This is a genomic window from Streptomyces sp. NPDC096339 (genome assembly GCF_044762985.1).
In the GTDB taxonomy this organism is placed as follows: domain Bacteria; phylum Actinomycetota; class Actinomycetes; order Streptomycetales; family Streptomycetaceae; genus Streptomyces.
On sequence record NZ_JBIWFI010000006.1, the window covers coordinates 89688 to 113017 of the forward strand.

General features: G+C 68.6%; 14 protein-coding genes. 3 read left to right on the plus strand and 11 right to left on the minus strand.

The annotated features are described in order from the left end of the window. Positions 1–2 precede the first annotated feature (2 nt). The 3 genes from ACIQ5Y_RS11860 to ACIQ5Y_RS11870 all read right to left on the minus strand — a co-directional run bounded on the left by ACIQ5Y_RS11860 (position 3) and on the right by ACIQ5Y_RS11870 (position 7288). A complete protein-coding gene (locus tag ACIQ5Y_RS11860; protein ID WP_403878439.1) occupies positions 3–4445 on the minus strand; it encodes a glycosyltransferase in 4443 nt (1480 codons plus the stop codon). Then, on the minus strand, positions 4442–5542 hold the full coding sequence (locus ACIQ5Y_RS11865; RefSeq protein ID WP_403878442.1) for a CDP-alcohol phosphatidyltransferase family protein: 1101 nt from the start codon (positions 5540–5542) through the stop codon (positions 4442–4444). The genes ACIQ5Y_RS11860 and ACIQ5Y_RS11865 overlap by 4 nt, the downstream gene beginning before the upstream one ends. A gap of 243 nt (positions 5543–5785) precedes the next feature. After that, a complete protein-coding gene (locus ACIQ5Y_RS11870; RefSeq protein ID WP_403878446.1) occupies positions 5786–7288 on the minus strand; it encodes a hypothetical protein in 1503 nt (500 codons plus the stop codon). A gap of 265 nt (positions 7289–7553) precedes the next feature. Between ACIQ5Y_RS11870 and ACIQ5Y_RS11875 the strand changes: the two genes are divergently transcribed. Then, complete coding sequence (locus ACIQ5Y_RS11875; protein WP_403878449.1) at positions 7554–8621, plus strand: LCP family protein; 1068 nt, start codon at positions 7554–7556, stop codon at positions 8619–8621. A gap of 99 nt (positions 8622–8720) precedes the next feature. On the opposite strand, the gene ACIQ5Y_RS11880 is transcribed toward ACIQ5Y_RS11875, so the two are convergent. The 6 genes from ACIQ5Y_RS11880 to ACIQ5Y_RS11905 all read right to left on the minus strand — a co-directional run bounded on the left by ACIQ5Y_RS11880 (position 8721) and on the right by ACIQ5Y_RS11905 (position 17196). Continuing rightward, on the minus strand, positions 8721–10205 hold the full coding sequence (locus ACIQ5Y_RS11880) for an amino acid permease (protein WP_403878776.1): 1485 nt from the start codon (positions 10203–10205) through the stop codon (positions 8721–8723). A gap of 127 nt (positions 10206–10332) precedes the next feature. Then, entirely contained in the window at positions 10333–12249 is a 1917-nt protein-coding gene (gene dxs / locus ACIQ5Y_RS11885; RefSeq protein ID WP_403878452.1) for a 1-deoxy-D-xylulose-5-phosphate synthase, read from the minus strand. Positions 12250–12489: 240 nt separating this feature from the next. Next, positions 12490–13779, minus strand: coding sequence for a sugar ABC transporter permease (locus ACIQ5Y_RS11890; RefSeq protein ID WP_403878779.1), 1290 nt, complete (start codon positions 13777–13779; stop codon positions 12490–12492). Between the two features lie 26 nt (positions 13780–13805). Further along, positions 13806–14594: an ATP-binding cassette domain-containing protein gene (locus ACIQ5Y_RS11895; RefSeq protein WP_403878455.1), complete on the minus strand. Its 789-nt coding sequence runs from the start codon at positions 14592–14594 to the stop codon at positions 13806–13808. Between the two features lie 160 nt (positions 14595–14754). Then, positions 14755–15864 (minus strand): sugar ABC transporter substrate-binding protein, encoded by a 1110-nt coding sequence (locus tag ACIQ5Y_RS11900; RefSeq protein ID WP_403878458.1) that lies wholly within the window; start codon positions 15862–15864, stop codon positions 14755–14757. Between the two features lie 117 nt (positions 15865–15981). Then, positions 15982–17196 (minus strand): ROK family protein, encoded by a 1215-nt coding sequence (locus tag ACIQ5Y_RS11905; protein ID WP_403878461.1) that lies wholly within the window; start codon positions 17194–17196, stop codon positions 15982–15984. Between the two features lie 564 nt (positions 17197–17760). Here ACIQ5Y_RS11905 and mgtA point away from each other — a divergent pair. Then, positions 17761–20481 (plus strand): magnesium-translocating P-type ATPase, encoded by a 2721-nt coding sequence (gene mgtA / locus ACIQ5Y_RS11910; RefSeq protein WP_403878464.1) that lies wholly within the window; start codon positions 17761–17763, stop codon positions 20479–20481. Positions 20482–20579: 98 nt separating this feature from the next. Continuing rightward, a complete protein-coding gene (locus ACIQ5Y_RS11915) occupies positions 20580–21446 on the plus strand; it encodes a hypothetical protein (RefSeq protein WP_403878467.1) in 867 nt (288 codons plus the stop codon). Here ACIQ5Y_RS11915 and ACIQ5Y_RS11920 read toward each other — a convergent pair. Then, entirely contained in the window at positions 21439–22365 is a 927-nt protein-coding gene (locus ACIQ5Y_RS11920; RefSeq protein ID WP_403878471.1) for a carbohydrate ABC transporter permease, read from the minus strand. The two genes, ACIQ5Y_RS11915 and ACIQ5Y_RS11920, sit on opposite strands and share 8 nt — an antisense overlap. A 13-nt stretch (positions 22366–22378) precedes the next feature. Further along, a complete protein-coding gene (locus ACIQ5Y_RS11925) occupies positions 22379–23323 on the minus strand; it encodes a carbohydrate ABC transporter permease (RefSeq protein ID WP_403878474.1) in 945 nt (314 codons plus the stop codon). Between the last annotated feature and the right edge of the window lie 7 nt (positions 23324–23330).

The following is a 23330-nucleotide window of genomic DNA, read 5'->3' on the forward strand; positions in this document are numbered from 1 at the left end:
CACTAGAACTCGCCGAAGCCGTGCGCGCCGATGTACAGCTGCGCCCGCTGGTCACCGACGACGTTGGCGTCCATGGTGTCGATGACCTCGAAGGCGCGTTCGCAGTTGGAGGTGTCGCGCAGCACGAAGAACGCCTCCGCGCGGCGTCGGTACTCGGGCTCGACCTGGAAGTTCCGCTCCACGATCGCGATGATCTCGTCGACCGCGTGGTTGACGGTGCGGCAGGCGGGGCCGAAGCCGTCCCGGGCCAGGTCGAAGTAGCCCCGCTTGTAGTGCTTGCTGTAGAAGGACTCGTCGTCGAAGTTCGTGTACACGATGGGCTTGCCCATGTAGGCCACGTCGAAGAAGACCGAGGAGTAGTCGGTGACCAGCATCGAGCACTCGCGCATCGCGAGCTGCACGTCGCGACCCGTCGTCGACACGGTGATCGACGGGTGGTCGATCTTGAAGTGGCTCAGGTACGGGCGGATCTCGTAGTGCGGCATGAACTCCAGCTCGACACCGTGGAACTGCAGGGTGCTCAGCAGTCGCTCGTTGCGCAGCAACGCGGAGAAGAAGCGGTAGTACTCGGACGCCGGGAAGGGGATCTCCGGCTTGGCGGCCTTGTTGTACGAGGGGGCCACGATGTCCCGGCGCCAGGTGGGCATGACCAGGATCCGCCGGGGGCCGTGGACCGGCTCCAGGGCGTCGAACCGCGGCAGCCCGGTCGCCGCGACGCGCTCGTAGCCGTAGCCGCAGTGCTCGGCGTAGTACGACCGCTCGCTGCGTCCGGTGGTGAGCACCATGTCGACGTTGGTGGCCTGGCCGTGGATCGAGGCGACGACGTCGTTGTAGACGACGCCGTGCTGGAGGAACACCCGCTTGTAGCGCAGCAGGTCGCCGTAGCCCCGTAGGAAGGCCCTCTTGAGGAGGCCCGGGAAGCCGAGGTAGGCCTCCAGGTCGTAAGCGTTGATCAGCCGCTCGGCGTGGAGCAGGTAGGCGCGGTGCCTCCACGACAGCCGGTCGATGACCTGACCGTACTGGGCGACCTTGTCCCAGTCCGGGGAGTCGCCGTTGATCGAGTAGTAGATCTTCGTCTTGGGCCGGTTCTGCCTGATCCACTTGAACAGGTGGTAGCTGTTGTCCTGCGCGGTGTCCTCGCGCTCACCGATGATCCAGATGCCCCGGTTGTGCAGGTAGGGGTAGGTGAGCCAGTACATCAGGCGGGTGCGCCAGCCGGGGCGGCCGGGCAGCGAGTTGCGCAGCTCCCAGCGGAAGCGTCGCGACTTGTCCCGTCGCCGGGCCCCGAAGCCGCGCACCCAGCGGATGGCCACCTGCTCTTCGTCGTCGATGGAAAGGACGAAGCGCTGCCGGCCCGAGGTGTGCACGCCCTTGAAGCGGTGCAGCATCTGCCGGGCCGCCAGCGGGAGGTCGTGGTGGTACTCCCCGTCGTGCACCCTCATGACCAGGTTCAGCTCGGCGTTGGCCACTGGGTCGAACGCGGCCGGGCGGGCCGTGGCACGCCATCCGGAGAACCAGTCCTGGTTCTTGCGGGTACGCCAGCGGTCGCGCCGGTAGACCTGCTCCACGGGAAGCGTCACTTCGCGCTCGCCGTCGGAGAGCACCAGTTCGATCCGGTTCGTGAACTCGGCGTTGATGTCCACGCCGGAGAAGACGAGGAGCCCCTCGAAGCGGAACTCGTCGTCGGTCCACTCGAAGGTCTCCAGGACGGCGTTGGCCCGTGGTACGCGCAGCAGGCTCGACTGCACCGGGTCGCCGGCCAGCCTCCGGTAGATCCCCTCCCCGTCGAGGAACAGCGTGGGCAGGTATTCCTGCGCCCCGAGCGGGTCCGCGAAGAGGTCGAGGTTGCCCGTGACGATGGCGTGGTGCTGGATCTTGGAGTGCGGGTGGGACGCGTACTGGAGGATCACCTCGTCGGGGATCTGCACGTAGACCGATTCGAGCAGGGGAAGGACCGCGGCGAGCTCCGGCTTGCTCATGATGCGGTACATGTTGCGCACGTAGGGCTGGAGCGTGCGGACGACGAAGCGCTGGGCGAGGACGACGATCCGCGGCGGGGCGCCCTTGACCGAGGCCAGTACGTACGACGCCAGGCGGACCCGCTCCACGGCCTTGACGGGGTCGTTCCAGGGGCGGTCGAAGAGGGAGTTCTGGTTCTGCTCGTCACGCGCGTAGAAACGGGCGCCCGGTGCGATGGCCACCGCCCGCGAGTACAGCACGGCGGGAACCGTGAACCAGTCGTCCTCGGGTCCGGGGCCGTCACCGCAGAGGAAGCCGTGTTCCCTTATGAAGGAGGTTTTGAAGAGCTTGGCGCCCAGCTGCGTGGAGAACACGAGGTACGGGGCATCCGCCAGTTTGCGGACGGGCGCCTTGCTGCTGAAGTACCGCTGCCACGGCTCGTCGGCGCTCCCCCACGGGCCGGGGAAGTTGTCGGTCTGGCCGACGACGACATCGGCGCCCTTGACCCGGCGGGCGGCCGTGAGCAGCCGGCCGACGGAGTCCTCGCCGAGGATGTCCCGGGCACGCGCGAACATCGCGTAGGGCGCTGTGACGTACTGCAGCGCATTGGTGAACGCGGTGCGCAGGCCGAGACGGCCCTGGGTGACGACGCCCGCGTTGGGGTAGTAGGCGGCGAAGGCCGCCAGCTGCTGCGCGGTGCTGTCGTTCGAACCGTCGTCGACGAAGATCACCTGGGTGCGGGGGAAGCTGCCCTGGGCGACGAGCGAGGAGAGGAACTCGCGCAGGTGGTACTCGTCGTTGTGGCAGTGGACCACGATGGCGGCGGCGTACTGGTCGGGCGGGGTGACGGGTCCGGCCGGGGGGGCGTCCTGCCACCAGAGCCAGGGCGTGCCCCGCTCCGAGGCCTTGACCCGCAACTCCTCGGTCTCCGGGCGGAGGCCGAGGTTGCCGCTGACGGTCTCGTAGGCCTCGAAGGTGCCGGCCTCGCAGAAGTGCCGCAGGTCGGCGACGTCGACGCCGCTGATGTTGAGTGCGGTGGAGGCGCGTTCACCGTCGTGTCGGAGCTGGACGAAGAAGTTCCAGTGGTCCGCGCGGTCGGCCTTGTCCAAGGCGGACTTGAGGTCGACGGTGGTGTGGTAGCGGATCCAGTCCGCGTCGATCTCCACGCCCAGGACGGGGAAGCGGTGGTCCGTCTTGGTGCTGCGGCGGCGCAGCACCGCGATGAGCTCGATCTTGTCTTCGGGATCGAAGCGGCTGAACTGGTTCCGTATCGCGCCGGCGATGCGGAGTTCGCCGTCGACCATCTCGACCGAGACGGCCTGGTTGTACATGCGGGAGTCGGCCAGCTTGTGGCCGGTCAGTTCCAGCTCGGTGACCTCGAGGAACTTCTCCGCGTCGGGGTAGCCGAGCAGCGACCCCGACCAGAACACGCGGCCGTCCCGCTCCACGATGTCGGAGCTGATGACGCTGCGGCGCTTCATGTAGTCGGAGGCCGACACCGCGATGTCGATCCGGCCGTGCATCAGGCCGAAGGCGCGGATGCGCTCCATGGGGCCACACAGCTCGAACGTGCCGGGGTCGAGGTTGTACAGGTACGGGACGACCGCCTGGACGAACCCGTCGTGGAAGGCGTGGTCCCCGGTGCGGAGCTCGGGGGTGTACAGCCGCAGGTCGTGCGAGAGGAACTTGGCGCCCTTGCGGGCGAGCAGGTCCGGCCGTCCGACGCTGTACAGGAAGTTGTCCGTGTACTGGTGGACCATGACGCGGTCGCGGATGCTGCGCAGTTCGTGGCGCCGGTTGGTGATCGACGGCTGGTCGGACTCCCGCTCCCACATCCACCGGTACACGGGGGTGGCGAGGATGGTGAACGACCGGGCGTGGAAGTTCGCGACCGTGGAGAAGTAGGTGTCCTCGAAGTAGACGCCCTCGGGGAAGCGGATGCCGTGGTTGTCGAGGAAGTCCCGGCGGTAGAGCTTTCCGGTGGCGATCGGGTCGTCGACCAGCTCGGGCATGCCGCCGAGGCCGCCGGCGACGGTCTGGTCGGCCGGGTAGAGCTGGGGCTGCCAGACGGTGATCTCGTCCGTGGCCTGGTTGATGCGGAGCACGCGGCCCGCGGTGACCTCCGAGCCCGTGGCGAGGGCGGAGGAGAGCAGCGTCTCCACGGCCTTGAGCGGCAGTTCGTCATCCGAGTCGAGGAACATCACGAACTGGCCGGAGGCGGCATCGATGCCGTTGTTGCGGGGGGCACCGCAGCCCCCGCTGTTCTGCGGCCTTTCGATGACGCGGACCCGGCCGTCCTGCGAGGCGAACTGGTGGGCGACGGCAACGGTGCTGTCGGTGGACCGGTCGTCGACGACGAGGACCTCGACGCCACGATGGGTCTGGGCCAGTGCCGACTGGAGGGCCCGGGCGAGCGTGGCACTCGCGTTGAAGGCCGGGATGACGATGGTGACGCGGAACTGCGATATGTCGACCGGGAAGCTCATCTGGGGTGGCGCTCCGGTCCCGCGTAGTCGGGGCGCGGAACGGCCTGCGACGGGATCTTGGTCAGCTGCATGGTGTCGGTCACGCCGCCCGTGTACTCGTCCGGGTAGGGGCGCGGGTACGGCTGGAAGCCCGGGTCCTCGTACGGGTCCGGAGCGGGGAACCGCCGGTCCGCCTCCGCGGCCTCCAGGTAGTCCCCGTCGGCCCGGCGACGGTGGCGTCCCGCGTGCAGGTGCGGGGCGATGGAGCCGGCGCGCGAGGGGGTGCTGCCGGGGTCGAGGCGTTCCATCGTGCGCGTGAAGTCCCGGGTGGAGAGCCAGAACTTGAACATGATCACCAGCTCGAAGCCGCCCATCAGCACGGCCGAGACCGCCGTGGTCCACAGCACGTGGCCGATGACGGGGCCGACGATGAAGATGAACATCTGGAACTCGATGCCGCTGATCAGGTGCGGCCGGATACGGCTCTGGACCAGGGCGTGGCGGACCCGCGCGTACCAGGGGAAGCGCTCGCGGAACTGCTGGTGCAGGTCGATGACCTCGGCCTGTTCCGTCTCGGCGCTCTGGCGCTTGAGTTCGTCCGCCTGGCCCAGGGGGTTCTCGCGCAGCAGGTCCTCGATGAAGACGACCTTGCGCTCCTCCTCTTCGAGGCCCTGCTCGGCCTGGCGGGCGAGGGTCACGGCCTCGATCTTGTTCCGCATGGACATGCGCATCTTGTAGATCTGGAGGGCGTCGACGTAGCGCAGCATGTCGAGGAAGATCACGGCGAGGGCCGCGAGCAGGAATATCTCTTCGTCGGCACGCAGGAACTGCCCGCCCATGAGGGCCAGCGCGCAGAAGAGCACACGAATACGGTCGAATACGTAGTCGAGCCAGCCGCCGAAGACGGTTCCGTTGCCCTTGAGTCGGGCGAGCTTGCCGTCGATGCAGTCGAGGATGAAGCTGACGTGGTAGAGGGCCGCGCCGATGCACAGGGAAGTCCAGTCGCCCTGGAAGAAGAACCAGGCCGAGCCGAGGCCCACGTAGAGGGCAGCCCATGTGACGCGGTTCGGCGTCACGAAGTTCCACCGGGCGAGCAGACAGACGAGGCGCGTCGCCACTGGGTCGACAAGAAGGACCGTCCACCAAGCATCGCGTTTCTTGCACGTGAGCTTCTGGACAGCCTTCAGTGACAGCTTGGACATAACCCCTCAGTCGTCAAAGCGAACCTGATGACGGCCCCCTTGCCGCCCTGACGCCAAACGTTCACCTATGGTTTAAGTAAAGGGCGCCTCATGACCATAACAAGCTAGATCCGGTCACAGCCAGTACTCAAAGTGTCAAAAAGCGACACCGAGCGCCTGTTATTGGACAGTCCAAGGAGTGAACTCCAGGCCATTGGACACCAGTTGCTGACGTGCCACGCGGAGTTTTCCACGCATATCGACTGTGGCGATCACCACACGCCCCTGACTGTCGAACGCGGCCGCGGGCGGCACCAGTGAGGGTTCCCCGGACTCCGACCACCACACGCCCGTGTCCGGCCGCCCGTCCGGGTGCGCTCCGATGGCCGTGACCGACCCGGCACCGGCACGCACGAGCACGGTGCAGCCCCACCCCTGGATGTCGGCACCCGTCACCCCGGCCACCCGACCGACCCCGTCCGGCCCGCCCAGACCGATGGGTGCCTGCGCACCCGGCCACCAGACGCAGACCTCGTTGGTCCCCGCGTACCGGAAGCGCAGCAGGCCGGCCTCGGGGCCTGCCGCCAGGCTGCCCGGGTAGGGGTTCACCGGGATCCGGCGGTTCTCCGTCCACTCGGACCTCGTGTCCCGCCGGTACCAGTGCGTGGCGGCCTGGACGTCACGGGCCCTCGCCACCATGTGCACCCCGCCCTCCGCCGCGGCGAAGGCCGTCAGCTCGTCGGCCACCCTCAGTCCGCTCAGCGTCTCCCAGCGGGACAGCGCGCCCGACGGTGCCTGCCTGCGTGTACTGATGCTGTGTCCGAAGTTGCGCACGAAGAGGTGCAGGGTCCCACCCGCGTCGAAGGCGGCGGCCGGGAAACCGACCTCGCGGGCCTTGCGCCAGCCGGCGGCGTTGGGATTGCCCATCTCGAGCCACGCCCCGACGGGCCGGCCCGTCTGGTACTGGGTGGCGCAGACCACCCCGACGTCGACCCCGCCTTCCTTCCGCTTGGTCCGGCTCAGACCGATCAGGTGCGCGTAGCCCTCGGGACCCCGCAGCACGGTGAGCCCGGGCATCAGCTCCGGGCCGTCGAGCAGTTCGGGCCCCCGCCAGCCGTCGGCCTCCGTGGCCCCCTCGGTCCAGCGGACGACGCCGGCGGCCGTGGGCAGGAAGGCTGACAGCCGTCCGTCCGTGCCGGCCGTCAGCCACTGGGTCGGGAACGGGTAGCGGGTGCACGCCTGGGCCGGCAGGCCGGCCTGCGAGCCGGCCCTGCGGCAGTCGACGAAGACCGGGGTGCCGACGTCCAACTGGTAACGGCGGGCGGCCCTGAGCGCGCTTCGGGCCACCTGGCCTCGCGCCACCGGCTCGCTCACGATCGGGACCTGACGCTCCAGGTCGACGTCGTCGTGCACGGGATCCGGATCGAGGGTCCGCACGCGCAGCGGCCCGATCTCGTACAGCGCGTCGAGGATCTGGCCGGTGAGGTCACCGGCCTCGGCATCGAGGAAAAACGGTTCCCCGGGGAAGGTGCACCCGCGTCGCCGCGCCTGCGCGACTGCCTCGTCCATCGCGTGGTACTCCGCGTCGCCGTGGTCGAAACAGATGATCTCGATCACGGAGCCGGGCGGTTCGGAGTGGATGAGGGGCACGGCATCGGCCGGCCCGGCCACGACGATGGCCACCGGGGCCTTCCGGCCCGACTGCGGGCCGACACCCGGCAAGGGTTCACGGGACGCCTCACCCCGCCGCGAACGACGTCTGGCTGCTCGGGCCATGGCTTCCTCTCCTCCTCCCTGGCGCTCGCGGACTCCGGGATTTCCGCTTCACGACAGACCAGGAGGACGATAAGCGCTCTCCCATTCGACTCGGAAATCTGCTTATAGTGCAGCGGCATCCGGACGATCACCCCACCTGCGTCCGCCCAGGCCTCCCAAGGATTCGAGCAGTATGACCCAAGACACCGCCGCACCCAGTCGCCGCCGGACCGACGACGGCGGGGCACGCCCTCGCAAGCGGCGTGTGCTCAGGATCGTGCTCCTTGTCCTCGCCCTGCTGCTGCTCGGCACGGCCGGCGCGGGCTGGTGGGCGTACAGCCACCTCGACGGCAACATCTCCAGTGTCGACCTGGACAAGGCGATCGGCGACGACCGCCCGCAGAAGGTGGTCGCCGGCGCGCAGAACGTCCTCGTGCTCGGCTCCGACTCCCGGGCCGGGGCCAACGGCGACCTCGACCACGGCGACGTCAGCGGCGCCCGCTCGGACACCACGATGCTGATCCACATACCCGAGGGCCGCTCCAAGGCGACCGCGATCAGCATCCCCCGCGACACCCTGGTGACCCGGCCCGACTGCAAGGACGAGGACGGCAAGGGGATCCCGTCCCAGAAGCGCGTCATGTTCAACAGCATCTTCTCGGCAGCCGGCCCGGCCTGCGTGGTCAAGACCGTCGAGCAGATGTCCGGTGTCCGCGTGGACCACTTCGTCGTGGTCGACTTCGCCGGCTTCAAGGACCTGGTGGACGCCCTCGGCGGGGTGACCGTCAAGCTGGACAAGCCGATCAAGGGCGGGCTCGATCTGGACGCGGGCGAGCACCGGCTGAACGGCGCCGACTCCCTCAAGTTCGTCCGTACCCGCCACGGTTACGCCGACGGCAGTGACCTCGGCCGCATCAGCCTGCAGCAGACCTTCATGATGGGAATGCTGAAGGAGATCAAGAACCAGGACGCCTTCGGCAACCCGGCACGCCTCTACAAGCTCGCCGACGCCGGTACGAAGTCCCTGACCACCGACTCCGACCTCGCCTCCCTCACCGCGCTGGCCGACTTCGCGAAGAGCATGAAGGGCGTGGACCCGGACACGATGGAGACGATCATGCTGCCGGTCGCCTACGACAAGGTGGACAAGAACCGCGTGGTCGTCGCCGAGCCGCAGGCCACCCAGCTGTGGGACGCACTGCGCAAGGACGAGAAGATCCCGGCCTCCGCGAAGGACTCCCCCGCCAAGGGCACCGGCTGACGGACGCCTCCCGCGTACAGAAGAGCCGGCCGTACGGGTGACCCGTACGGCCGGCTCTTTCGCGTGGGTGCGCGCCCGGCGCCCGTGCGTCCGGAACGTCTAGAACTTCGCCTCCTGGCCGACCTTGCCGAGGCGGCTGTGGCTGCGTCCGTACAGGAAGTAGACGACGATGCCGATCACCATCCAGACGCCGAAGCGGATCCACGTCTCGGCCGGCAGGTTGAGCATCAGCCAGAGCGAGGCCGCGATCGACAGGATCGGGATCACCGGCACCCAGGGGCAGCGGAACGCCCGGTGCAGGTCGGGGCGGGTCCGGCGCAGGATGATCACGCCGAGGGCCACGAGCACGAAGGCGAACAGCGTGCCGATGTTCACCAGTTCCGCGAGCTTCTCCAGGCTGGTGAAGCCCGCCACGACGGCGATGATCACGCCGAGCAGGACGGTCGCCCGGTAGGGGGTGCGGTACTTGGGGTGGGTGACCGAGAAGGTGCGCGGCAGCAGTCCGTCACGGCTCATCGCGAAGAACACGCGGGTCTGGCCGAGCAGCAGGATCATGCTGACGGTGATCAGGCCGACGGCCGCACCGAGACTGATCGCGCCGGAGAAGAAGGGCTGGTTGACCGACTTGAAGGCCTCGGCCAGTGGCGCGGTCGGCGACATCTCCGAGTACTTCTGCATGCCGGTGACCACGAGCGTCACGGCGACGTAGAGGAAGGTGCAGATCAGCAGGGAGCCGAGGATGCCGCGCGGCATGTCCCGCTGGGGGTTCTTCGTCTCCTCGGCTGCGGTCGCCACGACGTCGAAGCCGATGAAGGCGAAGAAGATGAGCGAGGCCGCAGTGAAGATGCCCATGACGCCGAAGTTGGTGGGCGCGTACCCGAACATCAGCTGGACCAGCGGCGTGTGCAGGCCGCTGCCCGCCTCCTGTGGCTGGGCCGGCGGGATGAACGGGGAGTAGTTGTCGGCCTTGATGAAGAACAGACCCGCGATGATGACGAGCAGCACCACGGTGACCTTGATGGCGACCACGATCGCTGTGATCCGGGCCGAGAGTTTCGTCCCGACGACCAGGATCGCGGTCAGCGCCAGGATCAGCAGGAAGGCCAGCAGGTCGAAGTGGCCTCCGGCGTCAGGGCCGGACAGTGCGGTGGGCAGGTCCCAGCCCAGGTTGGTGTGCATCAGGTGGCGCACGTACCCGGACCAGCCGACCGCCACCACGGCGGTGCCCAGCGCGAATTCGAGCACGAGGTCCCAGCCGATGATCCAGGCGGGCAGCTCGCCGATCGAGGCGTACGAGAAGGTGTACGCCGAACCGGCCACCGGCACGGTGGACGCGAACTCGGCGTAGCAGAGGGCCGCGAGGGCGCAGACGATGCCGGCCACCACGAACGACAGGGACGTGGCCGGGCCGGCGTTGTTGCGGGCCGCGATGCCCGTGAGGACGAAGATGCCGGTGCCGATGATGACACCCACACCGAACACCGTCAGGTCCCAGGCGGAGAGCGACTTGCGGAGCGCGTGTTCCGGCTCCTCCGTGTCACGGATGGACTGCTCCACCGTCTTGGTGCGGAAGGGGCTGTTCATATCCCTGCTCACCGACACACCTCCGAACAGGTGTCGACGCACGCGAACGGGCCGGGAGGCCCACCCTTCAAGGGTGATCTCCCGGCCCGTGACGTGCAACCGCGCGGCGATCTAGGGGGTGTCCGTCCTAGTCGACGGCGGCGGCCGGCTCGCTGTCGTAACGGCCGTCCAGCTTGGCGACCAGGCCGGTGACCTGGCGCGCGATGTCCGGAGCGGTCAGCCCGATCTCGGCCATGACCTCCTTGCGCGTCGCGTGGTCGAGGAAGCGCTGCGGGATGCCGAAGTCGCGCAACGGTACGTCGACGCCCGCGTCCCGCAGGGCCTGCGCGACGGCCGAGCCCACACCGCCGGTGCGGCCGTTGTCCTCGACGGTGACGACCACGCGGTGGCGGTCCGCCAGGGGCGCCAGCGCCTCGTCCACCGGCTTGACCCAGCGGGGGTCGACCACGGTGGTGGAGATGCCCTGCTTGTCCAGCAGGTCGGCGATCTCCAGGCACATCGGGGCGAGCGCGCCGACCGAGACGAGCAGTACGTCCGGACGGGTGACCTCGGCCGACGGGGAGCGCAGCACGTCCATGCCGCCGATGCGGCCGACGGCCGGGACGGCCGGGCCGACGACGCCCTTGGAGAAGCGGACCACGGTCGGCGCGTCCTTCACCAGGACGGCCTCGTTCAGCTGCGCGCGCAGCTGCTCGGCGTCGCGCGGGGCGGCGAGCCGCAGGCCCGGGACGACCTGGAGGATGGACATGTCCCACATGCCGTTGTGGGAGGCGCCGTCGGTGCCGGTGACACCGGCGCGGTCCAGGACGAAGGTGACCCCGCACTTGTGCAGGGCCACGTCCATCAGGACCTGGTCGAAGGCGCGGTTGAGGAAGGTGGCGTACACCGCGAAGACCGGGTGCGCGCCGCCGGTCGCCAGGCCCGCCGCCGAAGTGGCGCCGTGCTGCTCGGCGATGCCGACGTCGAAGATGCGGTCGGGGTAGGCGTCCGCGAACTTCTTCAGGCCGACGGGCTGGAGCATGGCCGCGGTGATCGCGACGATGTCCTTGCGCTCCTTGCCGAGCTTGACCATCTCGTCGGCGAAGACGGAGGTCCAGCTGGCGGCGTCGGTGCTGACGGGCAGACCGGTGTCCGGGTGGATGACGCCGACCGCGTGGAAACGGTCCGCCTCGTCCTGGACGGCCGGCTCGTAGCCCCGGCCCTTCTGGGTGAGGCAGTGCACGATGACCGGGCCGCTGAAGCGCTTGGCGCGCTGCAGGGCGGACTCCAGGGCCTCGATGTCGTGGCCGTCGATGGGGCCGATGTACTTCAGGCCCAGGTCCTCGAACATGCCCTGCGGGGCGATGAAGTCCTTCAGGCCCTTCTTCGCCCCGTGCAGGGTCTCGTAGAGGGGCTTGCCGACGACCGGGGTGCGCTCCAGCAGGTCCTTGCCGCGGGCGAGGAAACGCTCGTAGCCGTCCGTGGTGCGCAGGGTCGCCAGGTGGTTCGCGAGACCGCCGATGGTGGGGCCGTACGAGCGTTCGTTGTCGTTGACCACGATGACGAGGGGGCGGTCCTTGGCGGCGGCGATGTTGTTCAGCGCCTCCCAGGCCATGCCGCCGGTCAGCGCGCCGTCACCGATGACGGCGGCGACGTGGTGGTCCTCGCGGCCGAGCACCTCGTTGGCCTTGGCGATGCCGTCGGCCCAGCCCAGCACGGTGGAGGCGTGCGAGTTCTCGATCACGTCGTGGTCGGACTCGGCGCGCGAGGGGTAGCCGGACAGGCCGCCCTTCGTGCGCAGGCCCGCGAAGTCCTGGCGGCCCGTGAGCAGCTTGTGGACGTAGGCCTGGTGGCCCGTGTCGAAGAGGACCTTGTCCTTGGGCGAATCGAAGACCCGGTGCAGGGCGATCGTCAGTTCGACCACCCCGAGGTTGGGGCCGAGGTGCCCGCCGGTCTTGGAGACGGCGTCGACGAGGAAGGACCTGATCTCTGCGGCGAGCTGTTCGAGCTCCTCCTGGCTGAGCCGGTCCAGATCGCGCGGTCCCTTGATGCGGGTCAGCAGCACCCGTGCCTCCTTGCAGTTGCTTGCTGGTCTGTCGAGTCTAATGTTCCGCTCGCGGATGCGGTCATCGGGCCGTCCCGCCCGAGTCACGCCTTTGTCATACATGGACGCACCTGCGTGAAGTCATACCTCACATACGGGCGTATACCCGCACAGACGTACGTGCATATGTACGCACGGATGCCCGGCGCCACACGAGGTGGCACCGGGCATGTGCTGTCGGACGCGTCGGCGGGGTGGCCGTCAGGCGCGTCCGGCCGTCTTCTGCGTCTTACGGGTGACCGAGTCGATCACCACGGTCGCCAGCAGTACCGCACCGGTGATCATGTACTGGATCGGAGTGGCGATGCCCTCCAGGGCCAGACCGTACTGGATCGAGATGATGACCATGACGCCGAGGAGGGCGTTCCAGGTCCGGCCCCGGCCGCCGAAGAGGCTGGTGCCGCCGATGACGGCCGCAGCGATCACGTTCATCAGCAGGTCGCCGGCGCCGGCGCTCTGGTTGGCCGCCGCGATCTTCGAGGCCCAGAAGAGCCCGCCGATGGCGGCGAAGGTGCTGGAGATCGCGAAGACCGTGATCCGGATCCGGGTGACGTTGATGCCCGCACGGCGGGAGGCCTCCACGCTGCCACCGAGAGCGAAAACGTTTCGCCCGAACGTCGTGCGGCGCAGCACGAAGTCCGTGACGACCAGGGCCAGCAGGAAGAGCACCACCGCGAGCGGCAGGCCCTTGTACTGGTTGAACACCACGGCGGGACCGAAGGTGACGACCGCGAGCAGCCCGGTGCGCAGCAGGATCTCGCCGAGCGGCCGGGAGGGCATCCCGGCGGCCTCGCGGCGCCGCGCGTCGAGGAAGCAGGCGAGGAAGTAACCCGCCACCGCGAGCGCGGCCAGCCCGTACGCGACGGCCACGTCCGAGAAGAAGTACGTGGTCAGCTGCCCGACCACGCCGTCGGAGTCGATGTTGATCGTGCCGTTGCTGCCGAGGATCTGCAGCATCGCGCCCAGCCAGAACAACAGGCCCGACAGGGTGACGGCGAAGGCCGGGGCGCCGATCTTGGCGAAGAAGAAGCCGTGGATGCAGCCGATCAGGGCACCACCCACGACGGCGGCCAGGATCGCCAGCCACTCGTTCACCCCGTGGGTGACGGCGAGGACGGCGAACAGCGCGCCCGAAACGCCGCTGACCGAGCCGACCGAGAGGTCGATCTCGCCGAGCAGCAGCACGAAGATGATGCCGATGGCGATCATGCCGGTCGCGGTCATGGTGATCGCGATGTTGGTGAGGTTCTCCGGGGACAGGAAGTTCGAGTTCAGGCTCTGGAAGATGGACCAGATGATGATCAGACCGATGACGACGGGGAGGGAACCCAGGTCGCCGGCCTTCATCTTGCGCTTGAACTCGCCCACGTATCCGGCGAGGCCCTGCTCCCTGACGAGCAGGCGGGGGTCCACGGCGGGGATCGCGTCGTGCGCGGCCGCGGGGTTCACCGGGTCGATGTGCTCCTGCCGGCCGACGGGGCCGTTGCCCAGTGGACCGGTGGCAGGGTTCTGGGTGCTCACTTGCCGGCCTCCGGGTTGCGGGCCGCCCGGCGGGTCACGGCGTTGTCCGTGGCCCCGGTGATGGCGGAGATGATCTCTTCCTGCGAGGTGTCGGCGACCTTGAAGACGCCGTTGTTGCGGCCCAGCCGCAGGACCGCCACCTTGTCGGCCACGGCCTTCACATCGGCCATGTTGTGGCTGATGAGGATGACGGCGTGGCCGCGCTCGCGCAGCCGCTCCACCAGGTCGAGCACCTGTGCGGTCTGCTCGACGCCGAGGGCGGCGGTCGGCTCGTCGAGGATGACGAGTTGCGGCTCGCCCAGCATGGAGCGGGCGATCGCCACGGTCTGGCGCTGACCGCCGGAGAGCGAGGCGATGGGGATCCGGACACTGGGGATCCGGATGGACAGGGTGGTCAGGAGCTCGCGGGCGCGGCGCTCCATCTCCACCTCGTCGAGGACTCCGCGGCGCTTGAGCTCGCGGCCGAGGAAGAGGTTGCCGACGACGTCGATGTTGTCGCACAGCGCCAGGTCCTGGTAGACCGTCGCGATGCCGAGGTTCTGGGCGTCGTGCGGCTTGCCTATGGAGACCGGGCGGCCTTCCCACTCGATGACGCCGTCGTCGATGGGGTGCACGCCGGCGATCGTCTTGACCAGCGTGGACTTGCCGGCTCCGTTGTCGCCTACCAGGGCGACCACTTCACCGGAGTGGATCTCGAGTTCTACGTCGGTCAGGGCCTGAACGGCGCCGAACCGCTTCGAGACCCCTCGCAACGCCAGCACGGGCGCAGCGGACACATGAACCATCTCCTTCGCCGCCTGACCGGCGGGGATGTCGTGCAAAAGAGCAGGAGCGGGGCGAACGGGGGAATGAGGGGTTGTCCGGCACCCCGCGCATGGCGGGGGAAAAGGCGCGGAGCGCCGGACAGGCAGGGGGCCGGCTCCGCGAGGGAGGCGGCGAGGGGCCTTACTTCAGGCCGATGGCGGCGCACGCGGCCGCGTACTTGTCGGTGCAGATCTCGTCGACGGTGTAGACGCCGTCCTTGACGACGGTGTCCTTGATGTTGTTCTTGGTGAGCGAGACGACCGGGATCAGCACGGACGCGACGCCCTTGGCGCTCGGGCTGTCGACCGTGGAGGTGCCGCCCGCCTTCTCGCCCTTGGCGAGGGCGACGGCCATCTTCGCGGCGGCCTCGGCCTCGGGGGCGTACGGCTTGTAGACGCTCATGAACTGCTCGCCCGCCACGATCCGCTGCACACCGGCGAGTTCGGCGTCCTGACCGGTGACCGGGGGCAGGGGGGAGAGGCCGGCCGCCTTGAGGGCGGTGATGATGCCGCCGGCCATGCCGTCGTTGGCGGAGTAGACGCCGATGACCTTGTCCTTGCCGAGGGCCGAGAGCGCGCCCGCCATGTTGGTGTTGGCGTTCTCCGGCTTCCACTCGACGGTGTCGTACTCCTTGCCGACGTTCACCTTGCCGTCGAGGACGGAGTGCGCGCCCTTCTTGAACAGCGCGGCGTTCGGGTCGGTGACGGAGCCGTTCATCATGACGATCTGGCCGTCCTTGGCCTTGTCGCCCAGCGCCTCCAGGAGCGCCTTGCCCTGGACCTTGCCGACCTCTTCGTTGTCGAAGGAGGTGTACGCGTCGATCGGGCCCTCGGCCAGGCGGTCGTAGGCGACGACCGGAATGCCGGCGTCCTTGGCCTTCTTGACCGAGCCGGCGATGGCCTTGGAGTCCACGGCGTCGACGATCAGGACGTCCACCTTGTTGGTGATCATCGTGTCGATCTGGGAGTTCTGCGTGGTCGCGTCCTGCTTGGCGTTGGCGTAGACGACCTCGCCCTTGCCGTTGGTCAGCGCCTTGACCTGCTTCTCGATGAGCGGCTTGTCGAACTTCTCGTAGCGCGCGGTCTGGTTCTCCGGCAGGAGCAGACCGACCTTGATCGCGTCGCCCTTCGCGGCGCCGGAGGACTCCTTGGTCCCGCCTCCGGCCTCCTTGGCGCTGCCACAGGCGGCGAGGGAGACGGCCATGGCACCAGCGGCGACGGCAACAGCGGTTCTGCGCATACGCGTGTTCATTACTTGAACCTCCCTGACGAGGCCGCAACACTGCGGCCGAGGTGGATGTGAGTCAACCCCGGCCGCGTTTTGCCGTCAAGGAGTGAATCCTTAACGAGATGACAACGGTGCCATCCGTTATCTACCTGAAGACAAGACGGCGGGAGCTCGCACTCCACTTCCATGGTCCGACAAAAGCGTCGAATCGCCCATTTCGCTGAGTACGAGGGCCAACGCGCCCAGTACCTCCGCGCGGCCGCCGAGGGAGCCCGTGAGCACGGACAACTGCCGCGCGGCGCTCGGGATCGCGTACCTCCCCACTGATTCACGGATGGGGGCCAGCACGAGTTCACCGGCGTCCGCCAGCGAGCCGCCCAGCACCACCCGGCTCGGGTTCAGGAGGTTGCACAGACTGGCCACGCCGCTGCCGATGTGGCGGCCCACGTCCGTGATCACCCGGCGGCAGCCCGGGTCCCCGCCGCGGGCCAGCTCGACCACCCGCTCCATCGTCAACTCCGGTCCGTGCGTGCCCTGGAGGAGCGGCAGTACGTAACGCGCCGCGGCGAAGGTCTCCAGGCAGCCGCGGTTGCCGCAGCGGCAGACGGGGCCCGATTCGTCGAGCGTGATGTGCCCGATCTCGCCCGCGGTGCCCCCCGGTCCGCGGTAGATCTGCCCGTTGATCACCAGGCCGGAGCCCACGCCGCTGGCGACCTTGATGTAGGCCAGGTCCTTCACCCCGCGCCCGCTCCCCCATACGAGTTCACCGAGGGCCCCGAGGTTCGCGTCGTTGTCCACGTAGACCGGCACTCCGAGGCGGCGCGCGAGCTCCTCGCGGGGGTTGATGCCCGCCCAGCCCGGCAGGATCGCGGTCGAGCCCAGCGTTCCGGACTCCACGTCGATGGGGCCGGGGACGCCTAGCCCCACGCCGATGACCTTCTCCAGGCCGACGCCTATGTCCGCGACCAGCCGCCCGACCAGCGATTCCGCCAGGTCGAAGCCGTCCGTCCAGGAAGCGTCGACGTCCAGCGGCTCCGCCTTCTCGGCGAGCACCTGGTGGGCGAGGTTGCCGACCGCCACCCGCAGGTGGGTGTGGCCGAAGTCGACGCCGATGACGATCCCCGCGTCACCGCTGAGCGAGACGCTGCGCGCCCGCCGCCCGCCGGCCGAGGTGTCGGTGACCTCGACGGTCCCGCCGTCCTTGAGTTCCCGGACGATGTTGGAGACCGTGGCCGCCGACAGTCCGGTGGTGCGGGCGATCTCCGCCTGGGTCAGCGAACCCGAGAGCCGCACCGCCCGCACGACCCGTTCGAGATTCGCGCGATGCAGCGAGGACTGCGATCCGGGAGTCTGCACGACTCATCCACTCCTGCCCATAAGCGACGGCCAGCGTCGCCCCCCGGCCGGGAACCGTCGTGGCTTCTCGCCCCGAGACCCCGGCGTCTCTCCAACTTGTGAACCTTAAGTCGAGCCTTTGCGCATCGGCACGTCAAGAGGGTGACGCACCACGAAACGGCCGTTCCCGGCCAAAAGGGGGAGAGAACCGGTCGCCGTGATCGTGTTACGGTCGACGAGGCGCCGGTCCTCTGCGGCCTTTCCGGCCGGATCGGGCGCCATGTCTTGACGGCGCTATGCGAGGAGGTGTTCGGGATGAGTCCCGATCGAAGTCTTCGCTGCGCTCCCGTCCGCTGACCCCTCGTGATCGGCTGACCCTCCGTCGAGCTGCGCACGGCCGCGGTACGCCGCGCTTCCGTGCTCTTCAGTATTCCCTCCGCATGCCCTGACTGTCCTGTCAGGCATGTGTCACCCATGCCCACCGGCGCCGAGCGGCCTCCCGTACCGCCCCGCGCCGACCCATGACCACTCCACGTGACCGCGCGGCTTCGTGCTGCCCGGACGCCGTGGAGGGAGGTATTCGTCATGACCATGCTCACCCCCCGTACCCCGACGAAGCTCGCACCGCCGGGCCGGACCCGCCGCGAGCGCAAGGCCGCCGAGCTGGAGTCCCGTACCCGGCTCGTCGGCGAGCGCCTCGCCGGGACCAGCGCCCGCCCGCGCGCCCTGGTCCTCCAGGACGTGGACTCCTCCCTGGACGGCCTCACCCGCGCCGAGGCCGCGCTGCGCCTGGAACGCCACGGTGCCAACACCGTCGCCCAGGAGCGCACCCCCGCCTGGTTCGTCCAGCTCGCGAAGGCGTACTGGAACCCCTTCATCGGCGTCCTGGTCTTCCTGGCCGCCGTCATGTACTGGCAGGACCCGGCGGATCCGGGCGTCGTCATCCTCTCCGTGATGGTGGGGATCAGCGGGCTGCTGCGCTTCTGGCAGGAGTACCGCTCGGGCCGGGCCGCCGACGCGCTGAAGCAGCTCGTCACCACGACCTGCGCGGTACAGCGCCGGGCCGGCAGCGGATCCGCGCCCACCACCTTCGAGGTGCCGATGGACCAGGTCGTCCCGGGCGACGTGGTCAAGCTGGCCGCCGGGGACCTGATCCCCGCCGACCTGAGGCTGATCGCCTCCAAGGACCTGATGGTCGGCCAGGCCGCCCTGTCCGGCGAGTCCCTGCCCGTCCCCAAGGCCGACACCCGCACGGACGACCTCGGCCAGCGGGAGACCACCGACCCGGTCGAGGCCGACAACCTCTGCCTGATGGGGACCTCGGTCACCTCCGGCACCGCCACCGGAGTCGTCGTCGCCACCGGCTCCGACACCTACTTCGGCTCGATGGCCGGCTCGCTCGTCGGGGAGCGCCCGCAGACCAACTTCGACCACGGCGTGCGCAGGGTCAGCTTCCTGCTGATCCGCTTCATGCTGGTCATGGTCCCGGTGGTCTTCATGGTCAACGGCCTGACCAAGGGCGACTGGGACGAGGCCTTCCTCTTCGGCATCGCCGTCGCCGTCGGGCTGACCCCCGAGATGCTCCCGATGGTCGTCTCCGCCAACCTGGCGCGCGGCGCGGTCGCCATGTCCAGGCGCAAGGTGGTCGTCAAGCGGCTGGGCGCCATCCAGAACCTGGGCGCGATGGACGTGCTCTGCACGGACAAGACCGGAACCCTCACCGAGGACCGGATCGTCCTCGACCGCTACCTGGACGTGCACGGCGAGGAGGACGACGAGGTACTGGAGTACGGCTACCTCAACGCGCACTTCCAGACGGGCCTGAGGAACCTGATGGACCAGGCGGTCATCGACCGCGTGGGCGAGGCCGAGGAGGTTGTCGTCGACGCGCGGTTCTCGATGGTCGACGAGATCCCCTTCGACTTCGCCCGGCGCCGGATGTCCGTCGTCCTGGACCGCAGGTCCCTGGTGGGCGACCGCGGCCGCCCCGAACACGTCATGATCACCAAGGGTGCGGTCGAAGAGGTCCTGGAGCTCTGCACCCACATGCGGGACCGCGGTGAGAGGGTCGAGCTGACCGAGCAGCTGCGGTGGCACGTCACCCGGATCGCCGAGGACAACAACCGCCGCGGCCTGCGCGTCCTCGCCGTCGCCACCCGCACGGTCGAGCACCCGCGCGACACCTACACGGTCGCCGACGAGGACGGGCTGACGCTGGTCGGCTTCCTCGCCTTCCTCGACCCGCCGAAGGCGGATGCCGCCCGGGCCCTGCGGGGGCTCGCCGACAAGGGCATCGCGGTGAAGGTGGTCACCGGCGACAACGACCTCGTGGCCGCCCGGGTCTGCGCCGACGTCGGCATCGAGGTCGGACACGTGGTGCTCGGCGCCGAGACCGACGCCCTCGACGAGACGGAACTGCGCGAACTGGCCGCCCGTACGACGGTCTTCGCCAAGGTCAACCCGGTCCAGAAGGCCCGCATCGTACGGGCCCTGCAGGCCGGTGGGCACACCGTCGGCTTCCTCGGGGACGGCATCAACGACGCGGCGGCGCTGCGCGACGCCGACGTCGGCATCTCGGTGGACACGGCCGTCGACATCGCCAAGGAGTCGGCGGACATCATCCTGCTGGAGAAGGACCTGACCGTCCTGGAGCAGGGCGTCCTCCAGGGCCGCACCACCTTCGGCAACACGATCAAGTACATCAAGATGACGGCCTCGTCGAACTTCGGCAACGTCTTCTCGGTGCTGGTGGCGAGTGCCTTCATCCCCTTCCAGCCGATGCTCGCGATCATGCTCCTGGTCCAGAACCTGGTCTACGACATCGCGCAGCTGGCGACCCCGTGGGACCGGATGGACGAGGAGTACCTCCGCAAGCCCCGCAACTGGGACGCCAAGGGCATCTTCCGCTTCATGGTCACCATCGGCCCCATCAGCTCGATCTTCGACATCGCGATGTTCGTGATCATGTGGAACGTCTTCGCCGCCAACAGCGAGGCGAGCCAGTCCCTCTTCCAGTCCGGCTGGTTCATCGAGGGCCTGCTCTCGCAGACCCTGATCGTCCACATGATCCGCACCCGGAAGATCCCCTTCATCCAGTCCCGCGCCTCCTGGCCGGTGATGGTGATGACGGTCCTCGCGGTGCTGACCGGGCTCTGGCTGCCCTTCTCGCCGCTGGCCTCCTCGCTGGGCTTCGTCGCCCTGCCGGCGAGCTACTTCCCGTGGCTGATCGGCGTGCTCCTCGCCTACTGCACGCTGACCCAGCTCGTGAAGACCTGGTACATCCGCCGGTTCAACACCTGGCTCTGAAGAATGAATTGAACGCGTTCAGCCCGGCCGGCAGTATGGATCCACGACACTGCGGGCCGGGCGGACGTGCTCGTCGCCGCGCCCAGAGGGGGGTGGCCATGCATCAGAAACGGTCGTACGGGCGGATCCTGCTGGTCTCGACCTCGGTGGGCTGTCTGGAGGTCGCACTCGCCGTCGTGGTGGTCCTGCTGTACGTCCGGACACAGCCGCCGCCGGACAGCGCGGTCGACCACACCTCCGTCGCGGCGGCCCTGCTCGACTTCGGCGTGATCGTCGCGGTGATCGCGTTCCTGCTGTCACTGGTCTTCGTACTGCCGGCGGTGGCGCTGGCAGACCTGCTCGGCCGCCGGATCGGCGGACGCGAGGCCTGGTGGTGGGTGCCGCCGACGGTGGCGGCCCTGGTGGCAGCGCCGATCTGGGCCTTCGCCGCGTACAACCACGTGGAGACGCGGCCCGTGCTCGTCTTCTGGGCGGTGGCCACCGCTTCGCTCTCGGTGGGTGGCCTGGTGGCCCGGCCCCGACACCAGCAGTTGGTCCGTCGGGTGGCCCTGTGGGGCACGGCACTGGTGGCGGGAACGGGCCTGTTCGGCGCACTCGGTCTCGCCGTCGGCCTGCTGCCCGCGTACGAGCCGCCGGCGATCGGCCCCGCGACCGTGCCCGGCACCTGGGTCGACCACACCAGTGGAAGGCTGGTGTTCACGCCGGACGGCCGCGTCGTTGCCCACGGCGTCGAAGAGCACGGCCCCGGCGACCACCTCGACAGTCCGTCCCCGCGGTGCTCGGGCTCCGGCACCTGGTCCTACGAACCCGGGAGGGGCGTCCGGACCCAGGAGGTCCGCGTCCACATCCCGGGGTGTTCCTGGTCGGCGTGGTACGTCGGCGGTACCGACCGGGAGCCCCGGATCTACGTGTGGGCGGGGCCCCCGGACTCCGGCGAGAGGTACCAGCTCCGGAAGGTCACTTGAGGGTCGCCGAGGTCAGTCCGGCCTGGATCTGGCGCTGGAAGGAGAGGTAGACCGCCAGCATCGGGATGACGGCGATGGTGGCGCCGGCGAACAGCACCGGCAGGTCCGTCTCGTAGCCCATCTGGTACTGGAGCTGGATCAGGCCCTGGGTGAGCATGTAGCGCTCGGGGTCCGAGCTCGACTGGGGCTGCATCAGCACGGCGGGCAGGATGTACTGGTTCCACTGGCCCAGGACGTTGAATATCCCGACGCTGATCAGGCCGGGCTTGGCCATCGGCAGCATCACCTGGAAGAAGATCCGGGTGTCGGACGCCCCGTCGATGACGGCCGCCTCGTGGATCGCCGTCGGCAGCGTCCGGAAGAACGTGTGCATGAAGAAGACGGTGAAGGGCATCGAGTACGCGACGTACACCAGGATCAGGCCCTGGTAGGTGTTCAGCATGTCGAAGCGCTTGACCATGAAGAAGAGCGGTACGAGCGCCAGGAACACGGGGAACATCGCCCCGCTGACGAAGAAGTAGTAGATGATCCGGTTCCCCGGGAAGGGGTAGCGGGCCAGTACGTACGCGGCCATCGACCCGAACAGCATGGTCAGCGGGACCGAGAAGACCAGCACGATGAGGGTGTGCGCGAAGTAGCCGCCGATGCCCTTGGTCCAGGCCCGGCCGAAGGCGTCGAAATGCCAGTTCGAAGGCCAGCTGAGGGCCGAGCCGCCGATCTGCGCGTCGGTCTTGAAGGCACCGAGGGCGAGCCAGATCAGCGGAAGCACGATCATTATCGCCCAGAGGACGAGGAAGCCGTGCGAGAAGACGTTGAGGACCACGCCCTCGGAACGGCGTCCGCCCGGCTCCTTCGCCCGTCCGGCTCCGCCGGACCGCTCCGCGGCCGATTCGCCCGGAGCCTTGATCACTGTGGTCATGACGGTCTCCCGCTCAGAACTCGATGCGCTCGCGGCGGGTGGCGCGCAGCGTGGTGATGGAGATGATCATGGTCAGGAGCAGCATGACCACGCCCATGGCGCAGGCGTAGCCGCTCTTGCCGAAGTAGAGGAAGTTGCGCATCAGCACCGTCGACATGACCTCGCTGTGGTGGTCGGGTCCGCCGCCGAACTGGCCCGAGGTCATGGTCGACACCAGGACGAACATGTCCATCGCGGCGATGCCCAGATAGACCGCGGAGGTCTGCACAGAGTCCCACAGCAGGGGCAGGGTGACCCTGAAGAAGGTCTGGGCGCGTCCGGCGCCGTCGAGCAGCGCGGCCTCGTAGATGTCCCTGGGCACGGACTGCATGGCCGCGGAGAACAGGACGAGGTAGAAGCCGACGCCGTGCCAGACGACGACGAGCAGCAGGCACCACAGGACGAAGTTCGGCTCGTTGAGCCATTCGACGGGGTGCTGCGGGGAGATCAGGCCGAGCTTGATGAGGAAGCCGTTGAGCAGGCCGCCCTCGTCGCTCCGGTAGATCGCGCCGAAGAGCACGGCGAGGATGGCGAGGGAGAGGACCTGCGGGAAGAAGTAGACGACCTTGTAGAGGCGCGATCCGGCGACCCCCTGGACCCCGCCGGCGCCACCGCGCCCTCCCGCGTTCACCATGAAGGCGAAGAAGAGGGCGAGCAGGATCGTGATCACGGGGACGAACACCACGAGCAGCAGGTTGTGCCAGAGCGCGCCGCGGAAGACCTCGTCCTCCAGCAGGGCCGAGTAGTTGTCCAGGCCGACGAAGTCGAACACCGGTGACTGGCCGGACCAGTTGGTGAAGGAGTATCCGAACGTCTGTACGTACGGCCAGATGACGAAGGTCAGGTACAGCGCGAGGGGTGCGAAGAGGAAGGCGGCGATGAAGCCCCCCTTCCTTCCCCCCTGGGCTACGTGGCTCATGGTGTCC

Coding starts and splice junctions, on each gene's coding strand:
- ACIQ5Y_RS11860 (WP_403878439.1), bottom strand. CDS start 4,445: ATGAGCTTCCCGGTCGACATATCGCAGTTCCGCGTCACCATCGTCATC.
- ACIQ5Y_RS11900 (WP_403878458.1), bottom strand. CDS start 15,864: ATGAACACGCGTATGCGCAGAACCGCTGTTGCCGTCGCCGCTGGTGCC.
- ACIQ5Y_RS11875 (WP_403878449.1), top strand. CDS start 7,554: ATGACCCAAGACACCGCCGCACCCAGTCGCCGCCGGACCGACGACGGC.
- mgtA (WP_403878464.1), top strand. CDS start 17,761: ATGACCATGCTCACCCCCCGTACCCCGACGAAGCTCGCACCGCCGGGC.
- ACIQ5Y_RS11915 (WP_403878467.1), top strand. CDS start 20,580: ATGCATCAGAAACGGTCGTACGGGCGGATCCTGCTGGTCTCGACCTCG.
- ACIQ5Y_RS11895 (WP_403878455.1), bottom strand. CDS start 14,594: ATGGTTCATGTGTCCGCTGCGCCCGTGCTGGCGTTGCGAGGGGTCTCG.
- ACIQ5Y_RS11920 (WP_403878471.1), bottom strand. CDS start 22,365: ATGACCACAGTGATCAAGGCTCCGGGCGAATCGGCCGCGGAGCGGTCC.
- ACIQ5Y_RS11880 (WP_403878776.1), bottom strand. CDS start 10,205: ATGAACAGCCCCTTCCGCACCAAGACGGTGGAGCAGTCCATCCGTGAC.
- ACIQ5Y_RS11925 (WP_403878474.1), bottom strand. CDS start 23,323: ATGAGCCACGTAGCCCAGGGGGGAAGGAAGGGGGGCTTCATCGCCGCC.